At 71.3% G+C, this 15,585-nt stretch carries 13 protein-coding genes; 7 read left to right on the top strand and 6 right to left on the bottom strand.

What is annotated here, in order from left to right:
- The first annotated feature begins 60 nt into the window (after window positions 1-60).
- Entirely contained in the window at window positions 61-885 is an 825-nt protein-coding gene (locus ABEA24_RS35970) for an alpha/beta hydrolase (RefSeq protein ID WP_345436791.1), read from the top strand.
- Here ABEA24_RS35970 and ABEA24_RS35975 read toward each other — a convergent pair.
- Both ABEA24_RS35975 and ABEA24_RS35980 read right to left on the bottom strand, forming a co-directional pair.
- The gene (locus ABEA24_RS35975) at window positions 867-1,418 is read right to left on the bottom strand and encodes a hypothetical protein (protein WP_345436793.1); all 552 of its coding nucleotides are present in this window, start codon (window positions 1,416-1,418) and stop codon (window positions 867-869) included. The genes ABEA24_RS35970 and ABEA24_RS35975 overlap by 19 nt on opposite strands.
- Before the next feature lie 124 nt (window positions 1,419-1,542).
- A complete protein-coding gene (locus tag ABEA24_RS35980; RefSeq protein WP_345436795.1) occupies window positions 1,543-2,979 on the bottom strand; it encodes a KamA family radical SAM protein in 1,437 nt (478 codons plus the stop codon).
- Between the two features lie 100 nt (window positions 2,980-3,079).
- Here ABEA24_RS35980 and kdd point away from each other — a divergent pair, with 100 nt between their 5' ends.
- The 6 genes from kdd (at window position 3,080) to ABEA24_RS36010 (ending at window position 10,087) form a co-directional block, all read left to right on the top strand.
- Window positions 3,080-4,105: an L-erythro-3,5-diaminohexanoate dehydrogenase gene (kdd, locus tag ABEA24_RS35985; RefSeq protein ID WP_345436797.1), complete on the top strand. Its 1,026-nt coding sequence runs from the start codon at window positions 3,080-3,082 to the stop codon at window positions 4,103-4,105.
- Entirely contained in the window at window positions 4,102-5,697 is a 1,596-nt protein-coding gene (gene kamD, locus ABEA24_RS35990; protein WP_345436799.1) for a lysine 5,6-aminomutase subunit alpha, read from the top strand. Before kdd ends, kamD begins: the two co-directional genes overlap by 4 nt.
- Window positions 5,694-6,521 (top strand): lysine 5,6-aminomutase subunit beta, encoded by an 828-nt coding sequence (gene kamE / locus ABEA24_RS35995; RefSeq protein WP_345436801.1) that lies wholly within the window; start codon window positions 5,694-5,696, stop codon window positions 6,519-6,521. Before kamD ends, kamE begins: the two co-directional genes overlap by 4 nt.
- A complete protein-coding gene (gene kal / locus ABEA24_RS36000; protein WP_345436803.1) occupies window positions 6,518-6,931 on the top strand; it encodes a 3-aminobutyryl-CoA ammonia lyase in 414 nt (137 codons plus the stop codon). Before kamE ends, kal begins: the two co-directional genes overlap by 4 nt.
- Before the next feature lie 708 nt (window positions 6,932-7,639).
- Window positions 7,640-9,331 carry an apolipoprotein N-acyltransferase gene (gene lnt / locus ABEA24_RS36005; RefSeq protein ID WP_345436805.1) on the top strand — a complete coding sequence of 564 codons (1,692 nt, stop codon included), beginning with the start codon at window positions 7,640-7,642 and terminating at the stop codon, window positions 9,329-9,331.
- Window positions 9,332-9,343: 12 nt separating this feature from the next.
- Window positions 9,344-10,087 (top strand): polyprenol monophosphomannose synthase, encoded by a 744-nt coding sequence (locus tag ABEA24_RS36010; RefSeq protein WP_345436807.1) that lies wholly within the window; start codon window positions 9,344-9,346, stop codon window positions 10,085-10,087.
- 68 nt (window positions 10,088-10,155) lie between these two features.
- Here the strand turns inward: ABEA24_RS36010 and ABEA24_RS36015 are convergent, their stop codons facing one another.
- The 4 genes from ABEA24_RS36015 to ABEA24_RS36030 are packed head-to-tail and all read right to left on the bottom strand — an operon-like array spanning window position 10,156 to window position 15,583.
- Complete coding sequence (locus tag ABEA24_RS36015; protein WP_345436809.1) at window positions 10,156-12,483, bottom strand: glycoside hydrolase family 3 N-terminal domain-containing protein; 2,328 nt, start codon at window positions 12,481-12,483, stop codon at window positions 10,156-10,158.
- Between the two features lie 47 nt (window positions 12,484-12,530).
- Window positions 12,531-13,349 (bottom strand): carbohydrate ABC transporter permease, encoded by an 819-nt coding sequence (locus tag ABEA24_RS36020; RefSeq protein WP_345436811.1) that lies wholly within the window; start codon window positions 13,347-13,349, stop codon window positions 12,531-12,533.
- Complete coding sequence (locus ABEA24_RS36025) at window positions 13,346-14,278, bottom strand: carbohydrate ABC transporter permease (protein ID WP_345436813.1); 933 nt, start codon at window positions 14,276-14,278, stop codon at window positions 13,346-13,348. The genes ABEA24_RS36020 and ABEA24_RS36025 overlap by 4 nt, the downstream gene beginning before the upstream one ends.
- Window positions 14,279-14,293: 15 nt before the next feature.
- Window positions 14,294-15,583, bottom strand: a complete 1,290-nt coding sequence (locus ABEA24_RS36030; protein WP_345436815.1) for an ABC transporter substrate-binding protein — start codon at window positions 15,581-15,583, stop codon at window positions 14,294-14,296.
- Window positions 15,584-15,585 lie beyond the last annotated feature (2 nt).

Consider the following 15,585-nt stretch of genomic DNA (forward strand, 5'->3'; position numbering starts at 1 on the left):
GCTGTGCGGCGTCGCTCGCTACGAACAAGATCCACCGGTTACCCCCTAAGCTCGCGCTTCGTGTCGATCATCTCCCGCCGCAGCGTCCTCATCACCGGCATCGGCGGTATCGCCGCGCTCGCGGGCGCCGGCACGGCGTACGGCCTCGTCCAGGCGGATGTGCTGCCCGGGCGCTACCGGCTGGCACCGTACCTGGGCAAGTGCGGAACGATGCCACCGCTTCCGAAGGCCGCCCCCGGCTCGGTCGAGCAGGTGCGCTTCTCGGCGAGCGGCGGAACGGCGCGGGTCGTGATCGGCTATCCCGTCGGCGTGACGAAGAACCTTCCGGTCGTCGTGATGCTCCACGGCTCGGACGGGGACGCCCGGACGCCCTTCGACGTGTACGGCGTCCAGTACTTCCTCGCCGACGCGGTGCGCCGGGGCGCCACCCCGTTCGCCGTCGCCGCGATCGACGACTGGGCCGACGCGCGGTGGCGGCCCTCACCGGTACTCACGCGGGACCTGCTGCCCTTCCTGCGCGACCACGGGCTGTCGACGACTCGGATCGGCGTCCTCGGCTGGTCGATCGGCGGCCGGGGCGCGCTCCTGCTCGCCTCCGCCCTCGGAGCCGGACGCGTCGCCGCGGTGGCGGCGGCCTCGCCCGCGCTGACGCGTTCGGACGACGCCGCGCTGCCACCCGCGCTCGCGGGCATCCCGGCGTCCCTGACCTGCGGGCGCGACGACCCGTTCGCCGCCCCGACCAGGGACCTGCTCGCCCGGCTGCGCGCCGCCGGCCGGGCCGAGGCCACCGGCGGCATCCACGCCGGCTGCCACGACGCGGCGTTCCGCCGCCGCATGCTGCCGGACCAGGTCGCCTTCCTCGCCCGTCACCTCTCCCGTGCGTGACCTTCCGAGGCCCGGAGGCGCAGGTCGCCGATGGCGGCCAGGACGTCCGTGCGGTTGCCGGCGGCCTTGATCCAGGCGGGGAGGCGTTCGACGAGGCTGCCCGAGCCGGTGTACGGGTGGCGTTCGCGCAGCCGCGCCGTGACGTAGCCCTCCAGCACGTCCAGGTGGGCGGCGTTGTAGGCCCACAGGGTCCGCCCGCAGCACCGGCGGGACAGCCACAGCGGCAGCCCGAAGAACGGGTCGTCCGGGCCGGTGAGGCGCGGCACGGCCAGCGGGGGACCGCCGGCGAAGTACAGGTCCGCGTCGCCCTTCCGCGCGCGTCGCGGGGACCAGTCGCGGGTGTGGCCGCAGCCGGGGCAGGTCAGGCGGTGCGGCTCGATGAGGAACGTGCCGGGGTACCGCCGGCACTCCCGGTGGTCGGGATGGACGGTGACGTGCGCCCGGCCGGCGCAGCGCGGGCAGACGACGAGGATCTCCTGGGCGAAGTCGAAGAGCCGCCACCCTCGGTCCCGGAACCGCTCGTCGTCGCGCACGCCCCATGATCTCAGGCCGGCCTCCCGGCCTCGGCCGGCGGGCGGCGCGACGGCGACCAACGCCGACTACATCGGCTGCGACGGGTTCACGGTGTCCTGAGGCCCGCCCCCGCGGGGCCCCGGGTCAGTCGGTGAGCAGCGCCTCGGAGGCCGTACGGCTGGCGGCGGCCAGGTCGGCGGCCTTGCCGGGGACCTCACGGGCGTGCTCGCGCCACCAGGCCTGCCCCGCCTCGGGCAGGGTGTGGATCGGGTCGTAGTACTCGTAGCGCCGGTTGAGGGCGTCCGGGTCGTCGCTCTCCAGGGCGGTCCGGTAGTTCTTGGTCCAGTAGGAGATGCCGCGCTCGGTGTCGTACTCGGCGACCTGGTGCACCCAGCGCTTGCCGACGTACGGCACGTCGCAGACGATGCGGGGCGTGGCGAAGCCGGGCAGGTAGCCCATGATCCCGTGCTGCAGCCGCTGCGCCTCGCCCAGCGACAGCCGCCAGTGCTCGCTGAACGGGATCATGTCGCACAGGTAGAAGTAGTACGGCAGCACGCCGTTGTCCTGCAGTGCGAAGCACAGGTCGAGGAGCTGCTCGACGGTGGTGTTGACGCCGCGCAGCAGCACGCCCTGGTTGCGCACGTCGCGGACGCCGGCGTCCAGCATGGCCCGCGCGGCCTTGGCGACCAGCGGGGTCATCGACTGGGCGGCGTTGACGTGCGTGTGGATCGCGATCTGCGCGCCGCGCGCCCGCGCCTTGGTCGCCAGGCGCTCGACGCCGGCCCGTACGTCGTCCTGGAGCCAGTGCTGGGGAAGGCCCATCAGCGCCTTGGTGGCGAGCCGGATGTCGCGGATGTTGTCGATGTCGAGCAGCTGGTCGACGAAGGACTCCAGGCGCGCCCACGGCATGTTGGCCACGTCGCCGCCGGAGACGACGACGTCGCGGACCTGCGGGGTGCGGCGCAGGTAGTCCAGCATCGTCGCGACCCGGTCGGGCTGCTTCAGCGTGAACTTGTGCTTGTCGATCTGCGGGGTGGAGTTACCGACCAGGTCCATGCGGGTGCAGTGCCCGCAGTACTGCGGGCAGGTCGGGAGCAGCTCGGCGAGGACCTTGGTCGGGTAGCGGTGCGTCAGGCCCTCGACCGCCCACATCTCCGCCTCGTGCAGCGAGTCACGGCTGGCGACCGGGTGGGAGGGCCAGTCGGTGCGCCGGTCGCTGAACACCGGGAGCATGTAGCGGCGCACGGGGTCGGCGTAGAACGCCTCCGTCGAGCTCACGTCCATCGTGTTCAGCATCTGCGGCGGCACCAGCATCGACATGGTCGCCCGCTCGCGCTGGTCGCGCTCGAGGTCGGCGTAGAACTCCTCGCTCAGCAGGTCGCCCATCACCTGGCGCAGCTGGCGGAGGTTCTTCACGCAGTGCGATCGCTGCCACTGCGCCGACTCCCACTGCGCTTCGGTGACCTCACGCCAGCCGGGGAAGCGCCGCCAGTCGGGCTCGACGAGCTCGTGCTGACGGTAGGCGTACGGCTGCGGGTGCGCTCCGGGCGCCGGTACGGACTCCGCGGCGACAGCGGTCACAAGTGCCTCCAGGATGAACTCTTGCGTTAGCCTGACGATACGAGAAATATTCTCTTAGAGCCAAGCGTACTCAGAAGATTTTCCGTCAGCGAGGTGAGGGATGAGAAGTTCTCCGGTCGGTCTGCACCGGGTCGCCGAGCCGCCGGGCGTGCTGCCACAGGCGGCCGAGCGCCTCGACACCGACCCGCGCGTCCACGACGACGAGGTACGGGTGCGGGTCGAGCGGCTCAACCTGGACGCCGCCTCGTACCGGCAGCTGCACACCAAGCACGGGGGCGACCCCGACCGGATCCGCGCCGAGGTCGCCGAGATCATCGAGACGCGCGGGAAGATGCACAACCCGGTGACCGGCTCGGGCGGCATGCTGATCGGCGTCGTCGACGAGGTCGGCCCCCGCTCCCCGCTCGGCCTGCGGCCCGGCATGCGCGTGGCCACCCTGGTCTCCCTCACGCTCACCCCGCTGAAGATCACCGATGGCCTCGTCCGCTGGGACGGGCGGAGTGAGCAGGTGCCCGCCGAGGGGCACGCGATCCTGTTCGCCCGCTCGATCGCCGCCGAGCTGCCCGCCGACCTGCCGCCCGAGCTGTCCCTGGCCGTCCTCGACGTGTGCGGCGCACCCGCCCTGACCTCCCGCGTCGTCGCCTCGTACGCCGCGCCGACGGTGGCGGTGCTGGGCGCGGCGGGCAAGAGCGGCTCGCTGTCCCTGGCGGCCGCCCGCCGCGCCGGCGCCAAGCGGACCGTCGGCGTCGTGCCGAACGAGACCGAGGCGGGGCGGCTGCGCGCCTCCGGCCTGGCCGACGAGGTCGTGCTCGCCGACGCGCGCGACCCGATCGCGCTCGCCGAGGCCGTCGGCGGCACCGGCGCCGACGTCACCGTGGTGTGCGTGGACGTGCCCGGCTGCGAGCATGGCGCGATCCTGGCCACCGCCTCCGGCGGCACCGTGATCTTCTTCTCGATGGCCACGTCGTTCTCGGCGGCGGCGCTCGGCGCCGAGGGACTGGCGGCCGATGTGACCATGCTGATCGGAAACGGGTACGTCCCCGGTCACGCGGAGCTGGCCCTGGACCTGCTGCGCGCCGAGCCGAGCCTGCGCAAGATCTTCGAGGACCGGGTGGAGACGGAATGACGAAACTGGATCTTGACCCCCAGGTGGTGCGCAAGGCACGGGCGCTGGCCGAGCGCGCCGCCCGGCCGGTGATCGAGATGGCCCGCACCCACACGACCGTGTCGGTGGAGCGGGCGCAGCTACGGCTGGCCGGCCTGACCGGCGCGGACTCCGACGGCCTGCCCTGGGTCAACCACCTCGTCGACGCCGTACGCGGCCAGGTGGGCCTCGAGCACGGGGTGGCGCTGCCGGTGTTCGACGCCTTGCTGCGCGAGTCGTACGAGGACCTGGGCGACCTGGCGCGGGCGGCGGCACTGGGCGCGGTGACCTTCCGTCTGCCCACCGGCGGCGACGCCGACGCGGCCGCCGAGCTCGCCCGCTGCTCGGCCCGGCGCGGCATCGGCCAGATCGACGCGCGCCGCGCCGAACGCGACGCGATGCTGCGCCTGACCGGCGACCCCGGCCAGCCCTGGATCTACCTGATCGTCGCCACCGGCGACATCTACGAGGACATCCCGCAGGCGCAGGCCGCCGCCCGCGAGGGCGCCGACGTCGTCGCGGTGATCCGCTCCACCGGGCAGTCGCTGCTGGACTACGTGCCCGAGGGCGCCACCCGAGAGGGCTACGCCGGGACGTACGCCACGCAGGAGAACTTCCGGCTCATGCGGGCCGCGCTCGACGACGTCTCCCGCGAGCTGGGCCGGTACGTGCGGCTCACCAACTACGCCTCGGGCCTGTGCATGCCCGAGATCGCCACGCTCGCCGGGCTCGAGCGCCTCGACATGATGCTCAACGACTGCATGTACGGGATCATCTTCCGCGACATCAACCCCCGGCGGACCTTCATCGACCAGCGGTTCTCCCGGCAGATCCACGCCCGCGCGGGCATCGTGATCAACACCGGCGAGGACAACTACCTCACCACCGCCGACGCCGTCGACGCCGCCCACACCGTCATCGTCAGCCAGCTGCTGAACGAACGGTTCGGCAAGGAGGCGGGCCTGGCCGACCGGCAGCTCGGCCTCGGCCACGCCTTCGAGATCAATCCGGCGATCCCCGACTCCTTCCGCCTGGAGCTGGCCCACGCCCAGCTCGTACGGGAGCTGTTCCCGGACGCGCCGCTGAAGTACATGCCGCCGACCAAGCACATGACCGGCAACGTCTTCGCCGGCTACCTGCTGGACGCCTTCTTCAACCTCGCCGGCGTGATGACCGGCCAGTCGATCATCCTGATCGGCATGATGACCGAGGGCATCCACACCCCCTGGCTGTCCGACCGTGACCTGGCCCTGGAGAACGTCCGGTACGTCCGGGACGCATGCGGCGCCCTCGCCGAGGACTTCGTCCCGCGTCCCGACGGCTTCATCGTCCAGCGCGCCCGGCAGGTGCTGTCCGAGTCCGTCGACCTGCTCGAGCGGATCTGCGACGACACGCTGCTGGCCGCGATCGCCGACGGGACGTTCGGGGTGACTCGCCGCCCCGCCGACGGCGGCAAGGGCCTGGACGGCGTCGTCGAGCGCGGCGACGGCTACCTCAACCCGGTCCTGGAGATCCTGGAGTCGGAGGACCCGCACGCCGCCGCCGTGCCGACGACCGCAGGGAGCGCTGAATGAGACCGCAGGACACCACCAGAACCGACCGGCCCGACGTCCAGGACCTGCCGTCGATCATCCGGCCGTACGGCGACACGACCGGCGACGCGATGGTGCAGCTGTCGTTCACCCTGCCCGTGCCCGCCGGGAAGCGCGCCGAGCTGGCCGCCCTGCAGCTGGCCGGGAAGATGGGCCTGGATCCGGCCAGCGTCGTGCATTCCAAGGCGATGGGGCCGAACTTCACGTTCTTCATCGTGTACGGCAAGGTCAACCACCTCATCGACTACGTCGGCATCGAGGTGCCCGAGGGCCGGGAGTACCCGCTGCTGTCGGCCAAGGAGATCGACCTGGCGATCCGCACCGTCCTGAACCGCCGCATGGTCGTCGTCGGGGCCTGCATCGGCACCGACGCGCACACCGTCGGCATCGACGCGATCCTCAACGTCAAGGGGTTCGCGGGGGAGAAGGGCCTGGAGTACCACCGCGAGATCCAGGTGATCAACATGGGCGCCCAGGTGACCGTCGAGGAGCTCGTCGAGCGGGCCAAGGCCGAGAACGCCGACGCCGTGCTCGTCTCCCAGGTCGTCACCCAGAAGAACGCCCACATCCACAACACCAAGCAGATGGCCGCGGCCTTCCACGCCGCCTACCCGACCGCGGTCGGGCCCGGCATGGGACGGCCGCTGCTCATCGCGGGCGGACCACGCTTCGACACCGTCACCGAGCAGGAGCTCGGCGTCGACCGCATCTTCGGCAAGGGCACCACGCCCCGCGAGGTCGCCAGTTACCTCGTGCACGCCCTGCTGCCCAGCTGGACCCCCGAGAGCCCTGCGGAGGCCGAGTGACCACCGAACCCGAGGGCGGCGACCCGCGCGTCGGCCTGACCGTCACCCACCGGCGTTACGTCCCCTACGCCCACGCCCACTACGGCGGCGACCTGGTCGACGGCGCGTACGTCCTGGGCATGTTCGGCGACGTCGCCACGGAGGTGTGCATCCGCGACGGCGGCGACGAGGGCCTGTTCGCCTCCTACGACGACGTGCAGTTCCGCGCGCCCGTCCGGGCCGGGGACGTCCTGGAGGCGACCGCGACGGTCGTCCGGGCGGGGCGCCGCAGCCGCACCGTCGCGTTCGAGGCGCGGGTCGTGTGCCGGGCGCGCCCGGACAAGGGGCCGTCCGCCGCCGAGGTTCTATCAGAGCCGATCGTCGTCGTCACCGCCACCGGAACGGTCGTCCTACCGCACGCCGGGGTGTGAGCCGCGGATCGACACGCGATGAACGGCATGGATCCGGGAGATTTCCAGGCCTTGTCACGGCCCCGCTGACCTGCGGAGACGCGGCAATTCGCAGGTCGGGGCCGCCTTGACATCGCTACGGATCTCGATAGGTTGCCTGAACGTCCACCGCAGGACTGACCGGTCGGCCGACCGGGGCGCCGCGAATCTTGCGCCGCGACGGGGGTTGCGAGCACGCGCCGGCTCAGGCGCCCATCCGTCCGAGCCAGACGCACGATCACGCGCCCGCCCAAGGCCGGAGCACCCCGGCCGGCGGGGGGTGGAACTCGGTAAGGGCCTGGGCACCCATCAGACAACGGACTACGCGCTCGCCGCCGACGAGACGGGTCCGGTTCGAAGGGAGCGCCCGGGTCCTCTTCCGTTTCCGCACCCTTGCGAATAGCCGGCCTCGGCCTCCTTCCGCTCCATTGCGACCCGTCGGCACTCGATCCCTTCCGCTTCCGCGGGTCCGCCGGCCTCGGTTCCCTTCCGTGCCCGTGCGATCCGCCGGCCCGGGTACTCTGCATCGTCCGGCGGGAGCTCCTCGTACGGCCGCCTCCCCGCCCCGGCGTCCAGGTTCCGCGTCCCGGGCGCTGCGGCTCCTGCCCGGAAGTGGGATCATCCCTAGAAGCGGCCTGCCCGTATCGCGGGTAGCGTTCCGCCGAAGGTCCGACCTGATGAGGAGTGCCGGTGGCGCCAGAGATGCTCGCCGAGAAGACGCCCGCCGCGGCCGAACGCGACCGGGCGTCGCGAGTTCCGGCCTGGCTGCCGCGCCCGGCGGGCGTTGTGGTGGCCGGTCTGCTGCTGGCCGCGGCGTTCCCCCCGATCGGGTGGTGGCCGCTGGCGCCCGTCGCCACGGCGATGCTCGCGCTGCTGTTCCGGGGCCGCACCTGGCGGCGCGGCCTCGCGCTCGGCATGCTGTTCGGCCTGGCGTTCTGCTTCCCGACCTTCGAGGGCCTGCGGCCTGTCGGCATGGACGCCTGGATCGCGCTGAGCATCTTCGAGGCGCTCTACTTCGCGCTCCTGGGCGCCGGCCTCACCCTCGTCACCCGGCTGCCCGGCTGGCCCGTCTGGACGGCCGCGCTATGGATCACCGAGGAGTTCGTCCGGGGGCGGGTGCCGTTCGGCGGGTTCCCCTGGGCGCGGCTGGCGTTCAGCCAGAGCGCCTCGCCCTTCACCGGCTACGCCTCACTGGGCGGCGCCCCGCTGGTCAGCTTCGTCACCGCGCTCACCGGCGGGCTGCTGGCCGCGGCGGCCCTGCTCCTGTGGCGCCGCCGGGCCACCACCGCCCATCCGGAGGCCGCCGGCGCGGACGAGGACGCGATCGCCGAGGGGGAGGCGCTCGCCGACGCTGACGCCGCCGAGCCCGCGGACACCGCCGGCGACCCGGCGCCGGGCACGGCCCCCGGCCGCCCGCTTCGCTGGGCCGCGGTGGCGCTGGCCGGCGTGCTCGCGCTCGGGCTGATCGGCCTGTTCGTCCCCCGTCCGACCGGCGGCCGGACGCTGACGGTCGCGGTCGTGCAGGGCAACGTGCCCCGCGCCGGCCTGGACTTCCTCGGCCAGCGCGAGGCCGTCCTGAACAACCACGCCCGGGAGACCCACCGGCTGGCCGAGGAGGTCCGCGCCGGGCGGCTGGCAAAGCCCGACCTGGTCATCTGGCCGGAGAACTCCAGCGACCTCGACCCGTACGCCGACGACCAGGCCCGCGGGGTGATCGACGCGGCGGTCCGCGACATCGGCGTGCCCGTGCTGGTCGGCGCCGTCATCGACGCGGGCGACGGCGAGCACGTGGAGAACCGCGGGATCGTCTGGAGCCCCACGACGGGGCCCGGCGCCTACTACGTCAAACGCCACCCGCTGCCGTTCGGCGAGTACATCCCGATCTTCCGGGGCCTGTTGAAAAAGCTCATCACCCGTTTCGATCGGGTTGGGGAGTTCGTCAAGGGCCGTTCACGCGGATCCCTTCAGCTCGGTCCGGTGAAAATCGGAGATGTCATCTGCTTCGAGGTGGCCTACGACGGAATCGTGCGGGACGTCGCCGACGCCCCGCTGCTCGTTGTGCAGACCAACAACGCCACGTTCGGGCGTACGAGCCTGCCGCCGCAGCAGTTCGCGATGTCGCGGATGCGCGCGATCGAGCACGGGCGCAGCGTCCTCGTGGCCTCCACGAGCGGGATCAGCGGCATCATCGCCCCGGACGGGAAGGTTCTGGCGCAGTCAAAGGAATTCACCCCGGATCTTCAGGTGCGCAGCGTTCCGCTGCGCACCTCGCGTACCCTTACTGATCATCTGGGTGCCGCGCCGGAGTGGGTGATGGCGCTGCTGGGACTCGGGGCCGCGGTCGCCGCCGGCTGGAGAACACGGACGAGCAGGGGGGCCTGACCGGTGCGGAACATGGAGGACATCGGGCGGGTGCTCGTGATCATCCCGACGTACAACGAGCGGGAGAACATCGAGAGCATCGTCGGCCGGGTGCGCGCCGCCGTGCCCGAGGCCGACATCCTGGTCGCCGACGACAACAGTCCCGACGGCACCGGAAAGATCGCCGACGGGCTCGCCGCCGACGACGAGCGGATCCACGTCCTGCACCGGGCCGGCAAGGAAGGCCTCGGCGCGGCCTACATCGCCGGCTTCCACTGGGGGATCGACCACGGCTTCGACGTGCTCGTCGAGATGGACGCCGACGGCTCCCACCAGCCGGAGGAGCTGCCCCGGCTGCTCAGCGCGCTCGGCGAGGCCGACCTGGTCATCGGCTCGCGCTGGGTTCGCGGCGGAAAGGTCGAGAACTGGCCGGTGAACCGCGAGATTCTCTCGCGGGGCGCGAACATCTACGCGCGGATCATGCTGGGCATCCCGGTGCGCGACTCGACCGGCGGATACCGCGCCTACCGCGCGACGACCCTGCAGAAGATCGACATCGACGGTGTCGCCTCGCAGGGCTACTGCTTCCAGGTCGACCTGACGCTGCGCACGGTGCGGGGCGGCCTGCGGGTGACCGAGGTCCCGATCCGGTTCGTCGAACGCACCCACGGCGCCAGCAAGATGAGCCGCGCGATCATGATCGAGGCGTTCCAGCGGATCGCCCAGTGGGGCTTCGCCTACTGGCTGGGCCGGCTCACCGGTCGCGGCCGGCGCTGAGCCACGCCGACCGCGCACGGCCACACGGCGCGACCCGGGCATCGCCCGGGTCGCCGCGTCCGCAAGGGTCAGTCCGCGAGCACCGTGCCGGGCACGCGCATCGTCCGGGTGTGATCGACGATCCGGGTGTCCCCGACCAGCCTCACCTCGGCGGATGAGCCGGGGTCGCCGGCCGACCGTGCGACGGTGAGGATGACGTGGCCGGGTTCGACGCGCCTGCGCAGGTCCCTCCCGGTGAAGCTGGTCATGTCCGCGTGGACCGTGAACCGCACCGTGCGGGTCTCCCCGGCGGCGAGGTCGACACGGGTGAATCCGATCAGCTGCCGGACGGGCCGGGTGACCGAGGCGACCGGGTCGGTGAGGTAGAGCTGCGGGACGCACGTCCCGGCACGGGCGCCGGTGTTGGTCACCGTCGCCTGTACCGTGATCAGTCCGTCGACGGCGACGACGTCCTCGGCGGTGCGCACATCCTGGATCCGGAAGGTGCTGTAGGACATCCCGTGCCCGAACGGGAAGGCGGGAGTGGGGTCGATGTTGCTCACGCCGTCGCTCTTCAGTGCCAGCGGAGGCGCCAGGTAGGTGCCCGGCTGACCGGCTTCGTCGCCCGGGATCTGGACCGGTAGACGTCCGGACGGGTTGATCCGTCCGGACAGGACACCGGCGATCGCCGCCGCGCCCTCTTCGCCGGGGAAGAACGCCTGGAGCGTCGCGTCCGCCGCCCGGGCATGTCGGCCGATCGCGTACGGGCGGCCGGAGACGACGAGGAGGACGGCCTGCCGCGCCGTGGCCAGCACGGCCTCCACCAGGTCGTCCTGGACTCCGGGAAGGTTCAGGGTGGCGACGTCGCATCCTTCACCCGAGGTCCCGTGCCCGAACATTCCCGAACGGTCGCCGACGACGAGGAGCGTCAGGTCGGCGCCCGCCGCAGCGGCCACGGCCGCGTCGATTCCGCTCCTGTCGTCGCCGGTGATCGGGCAGCCGATCTCGTGGTGCACCGCGGAGCCGGGGAACTCGCGCCGGATCGCGTCGAGCACCGTCGGGGCCTCGAGGCCGAGGGGGAGCTCGGGGTGGTGTGGGAGGACGTGGTTGGGGAAGGAGTAGCAGCCGAACAGGCACCTGGCCTCGTCGGCCGCCGGGCCGATGACGGCGATGGATCGCGGACCGGCGAGCGGCAGGACGTCCGAGCCGTTGTCGAGCAGCACGATGGACTCCTCGGCCAGACGGCGGGCGATGTCGCGGTTGCGGGGGGAGTCCAGGTCCGGCGTAGCGGTGTACCGCCCGGGATCCCATCCGGGGTCGAGCAGTCCCAGCTCGGCCTTCTGCGTCAGGACGCGCAGTACCGCCCGGTCGAGGAGCTCGGGGGCGACGCGTCCGTCCCGCACCATCGCCAGCAAGGGCTCCCCGTAGCCGGAGGTGTGGGGGAGTTCGACGTCGATCCCGGCGCGCAGCGCGGCCTGCGCCGCACTCGGGACGTCGGCCGCCACGCGGTGCAGAGTGGCGAGGAACGCGATCGACCAGTAGTCGGAGACCACGGTGCCCTCGAACCCCCAGGAGTCGCGCAGCAGGTCCGTGAGCAGCGTCTCGTCCGCTCCGCACGGGACGCCGTCGACGTCGTTGTAGGCGTTCATCACCGAGCCGGCGCGGCCCGCGACCACCGCCTTCTCGAACGGCACGAGGACGACGTCGGCGAACTCGCGCGGACCGACCACCGCCGGTGCATGGTTGCGCGCCGCCCGCGAGGCGGAGTAGCCCGCGAAGTGCTTCACCGTCGCGATCACACCGGCCGACTGCAGGCCCTCCACATAGGCCAGTCCCAGTTCCGAGACGAGGTAGGGATCCTCGCCGAGGGTCTCCTCCACCCGGCCCCAGCGGTAGTCCCGCACCACGTCCAGGACGGGTGCCAGACCTTGGTGGACGCCGGCGGCCGCCATGTCCGACCCGATGGCCGCCGCCATCCGGCGGACGAGTCCGGGGTCCCAGGTGGCCGCCAAGGCGAGCGGGGTCGGGTACACGGTGGCCTGCCAGGTGGTGAACCCGGTCAGGCACTCCTCGTGGGCGATGGCCGGGATCCCGAACCGGTTCGCCGACACCACCCGGGTCTGCGCCGCCGCCAGGCGCTGGCGGCCGGCCTCCGGGTCGATGGGCGCCGTACCGAACACCCGGGTCAGGTGCCCGAGCCCGCCGACGATGGCCTCGTCGAACGTCTCGGCCTCACGGAAGGTCTCCTGCATCGGCGCCACGTCGCCGGCGGTGTCGTGGCCCGGCCAGGAACTGCCGAGCTGCCGCACCTTCTCGGCGTCCGTCATGGCGTCCAGCAGGACCTGAGCGCGGACGGGCGCGGGAAGGGCGGGGTCGTTCCAGCGACCGGTCACCCGGCGCTCGTTACTGATCGTCAAGGTGTCATCTGTTTCTTTCCGGGCGCCGCGGACGGCGCGGTCGACCGTCACTTTCCGCCGGTTCCCATCAGCCCCATCACGAGGGCCCGCCGGGCGAAGAGATAGACGATGAGAATCGGGACGGCGGACATCAGCACGGCGGCCAGCAGGGCCGGGACGTCGGCCCCGTACTCGGAGACGAAGTTGTACAGGCCGAGGGAGACCACCTTGGTGTCGTTCGACTGGGTCATCACCAGGGGGAACAGGAAGCCGTTCCACGCCTGCAGAGCCGTGAAGACGCATGTCGTCGCGATGCTCGAGCGTGACAGCGGGATGACCAGGTCCACCAGGACCCGGGCCGGGCGGGCGCCGTCCAGGGCCATGGCCTCGTAGAGCGAGGCGGAGATGTCCCGCATCCCGCCGCTGAGGACCAGCACGCTCACCGGCAGCGCGAACGCCGCGGTGGGCAGGACGATCCCCCAGAGGCTGTCATAGAGGCCGAGCCGGTTGATGATGAGAAAGAGCGGGATGATGACCGCCTGGGAGGGGATCGCCAGGCCCACGAGGAACAGCCGGAACACCCCTCCGGACAGCCGGCCGCGGCCCCGGACGACGGCGTAGCTGATGGGCACGCCGAGGAGCAGCACGATCGCGACCGTGAGCGCCGCGACGAGAACGGTGTTCCCGACGTAGTGCAGGAAGCCGCTGTGTATCACGGTCCTGAAGTTGTCCAGGGTCACGGCGGAGGGAATCGAGACGGGACCGCCGTCGGTGTACTTCGACTGCGGCTGGATCGCCGTGTTCACCAGCGCGTACAGCGGAACACCGATGATCAGGAGCCAGGCGAACGCCGCGAAGCCCGCGACGACGTTGGGGCGCTTTCTCACAGGCCCTCCATCGTGCTCGTCATCTTGTCGTATCCGCTGATCTTCACGAGGAGGAGAGAGGCGCCCGTGGCGAGCAGCAGCAGGAAACTCGCGATGACGCTGGCGTATCCGTAGTCATAAGTCCGGAACGCGGTCTGGTACATGGCGAACGGGAGGATCGAGGTGTCGGTGCCGGGACCCCCGTTGGTCAGCAGCAGGACGATGTCGAACGCCGTGAGACCGCCGACCACCATGAAGGTGGTCGAGGTGATGATGCTGTTGCGTAGCTGCGGAAGGGTGATGTGGAAGAACTGCCGTACCCGTCCCGCGCCGTCGATCGCGGCCGCCTGGTAGAGGGTGAGCGGGATGGCGCGGGCGGCGCCCTGGTAGATCAGCGTGTGGAACGGGATGAACTGCCAACTGGTGACGAGGATCAGGCAGGCGATCGCGCCCCCTTGGCTGCCCAGCAGGTCGGTGTTCCCGCCGAGGAGATCGGCGAGCTTCGGCGGGATGCCGAAGTTCGGATCGAGCAGCTGCCGCCACATGATGGCGACGGCCGCCGTGGACAGCAGCAGCGGCAGGAAGAAGATCGTCGACAGGACAGCGCGGTTGCGCTGGCGGCCGGCCGACCAGACGCCCAGCAGGACGCTGATCGGCGCCTGCACCAGGATGTTGCCGACGAGTAGGACCGCGGTGACCAGGGTGGACTGGAGCACCTGGCCGTCGCCGAGGAACCGCGACCAGTTGTCCAGCCCGGTGAACCGCGGCGCGCTGAGGCCGTCCCAACGGGTGAGGGACAGGTAGACGACGCCGGCCATCGGCGCGATGGCGAAGACGAAGAAGAACACCAGCCCGGGGACCGCCCAGGCCACGCCGGGTCGCTCCAGTGGTGGAGCGGCGCGGCGCGCCTGGGGGTCCCGCACGAGCCGTGAACCCGTGATGGAGACCACTTGGATCAAGCCTTCCTAGTGCTTGAGCGCCAGCACCGCGCTGACGAACCGCTCCGGCGTGCTCTGCCCGTTGAACAACTTCTGGATCTCGGTCAGCAGGGGGGTGCCCAGGGTCAGGCCGAGCGCCTGATCCCAGGACTGGGTGAAGTACGGCGCCTTCCGCACGAGGTCGTACTGGAACTTCGCGTAGGCGGGATCGGGTGCCTTGGCCAGCGCCTGCTCGGCGTTCACCGTGACGGGCACCTCGCCCTTCTGGACCAGCCCCCGGACATAGGTGTCGCTGTAGGTGGTCTGCAGGAAGTCCTTCGCGGTCTGCTGGGCGGCGGAGGTGGTCACCGAGATGTAGTTCGTGGGGTTCCCGACCACGTCTGCGGGGTCGCCCTTGCCTCCCTCGACGGTCGGGAACGGCACGTATCCCAGGTCCTGCTTGGCGAAGCCCGGGTTCGAGCTCTGCTGGGTGGCGTACTCCCAGGAGCCCATCAGGACCATCGCCGCCTTGCCCTTGGCCAGCAGCGTCGAGGTGCCGCCCGCGCCGTAGCCGACGGAGCCGAACTTCGTGCCGAACGCGCCGCCGTCGACGAGTTGCCTGACCATCTGCGCGGTCTTGAGGACCGCGGGGTCCTTCCACTGCGACCAGTCGCCGGCCTGGATCTTCTTGAACAGGTCCGGACCGGCGAGGCGGTCGACGAGGTACTCGATCCACATCAGCTCGGTCCACGAGTCGGTGCCGTTGCCGGCGACCGCGAACGGGGTGACGCCCTTGCCCTTGAACACCTGGACAAGGTTCGTCAGGTCGCTCCACGTCTTGGGCGGCTGCGCGCCCGTGTCGGCGAAGACCTTCTTGTTGTAGAACAGGAACACCGGCTGGGTGCCCCGGCACGGGATCCCGACCAGCTTGCCGTCCACCTTGCCGGCCTGCATCGCGGCGGGCAGGAAGCGCGACTCCAGCCCCGCGTCGAGCTGCACCAGCTTTCCGGCCCGCACGTAGTCATTGAGGCTGCCGCCGCCCCAGTTGAAGAACATCCCGGGCATGTGCGACGAGCCCATCGCCGTCCGCAGCTTGTCCTTGAAGCCGTCGGTGGCGATCACGGACATGGTGACCTTGCCGTGGCCGGTGGAGTTGAACGAGTCCACCGCGGCCTGCTGCACCGTGTTGGTCGGGTCCTGCAGCGTCCAGAACTGAACGCTGCCGTTCGGAGTGCTCGCCGAACTGCCGGCCGACCCGCAGCCGGCCGCGCCGATGAGCAGCGTGGCGCTTGCCACCAACGTGGTGAACGCCCACTTTCGAGATCTGCGGTTCCTCATCT

The organism is Actinoallomurus vinaceus (assembly GCF_039542055.1).
GTDB classification, from domain to species: Bacteria; Actinomycetota; Actinomycetes; order Streptosporangiales; family Streptosporangiaceae; genus Actinoallomurus; species Actinoallomurus vinaceus.

Coding starts and splice junctions, on each gene's coding strand:
- ABEA24_RS36010 (WP_345436807.1), top strand. CDS start 9,344: ATGGAGGACATCGGGCGGGTGCTCGTGATCATCCCGACGTACAACGAG.
- kamE (WP_345436801.1), top strand. CDS start 5,694: ATGAGACCGCAGGACACCACCAGAACCGACCGGCCCGACGTCCAGGAC.
- ABEA24_RS36030 (WP_345436815.1), bottom strand. CDS start 15,583: ATGAGGAACCGCAGATCTCGAAAGTGGGCGTTCACCACGTTGGTGGCA.
- kdd (WP_345436797.1), top strand. CDS start 3,080: ATGAGAAGTTCTCCGGTCGGTCTGCACCGGGTCGCCGAGCCGCCGGGC.
- kamD (WP_345436799.1), top strand. CDS start 4,102: ATGACGAAACTGGATCTTGACCCCCAGGTGGTGCGCAAGGCACGGGCG.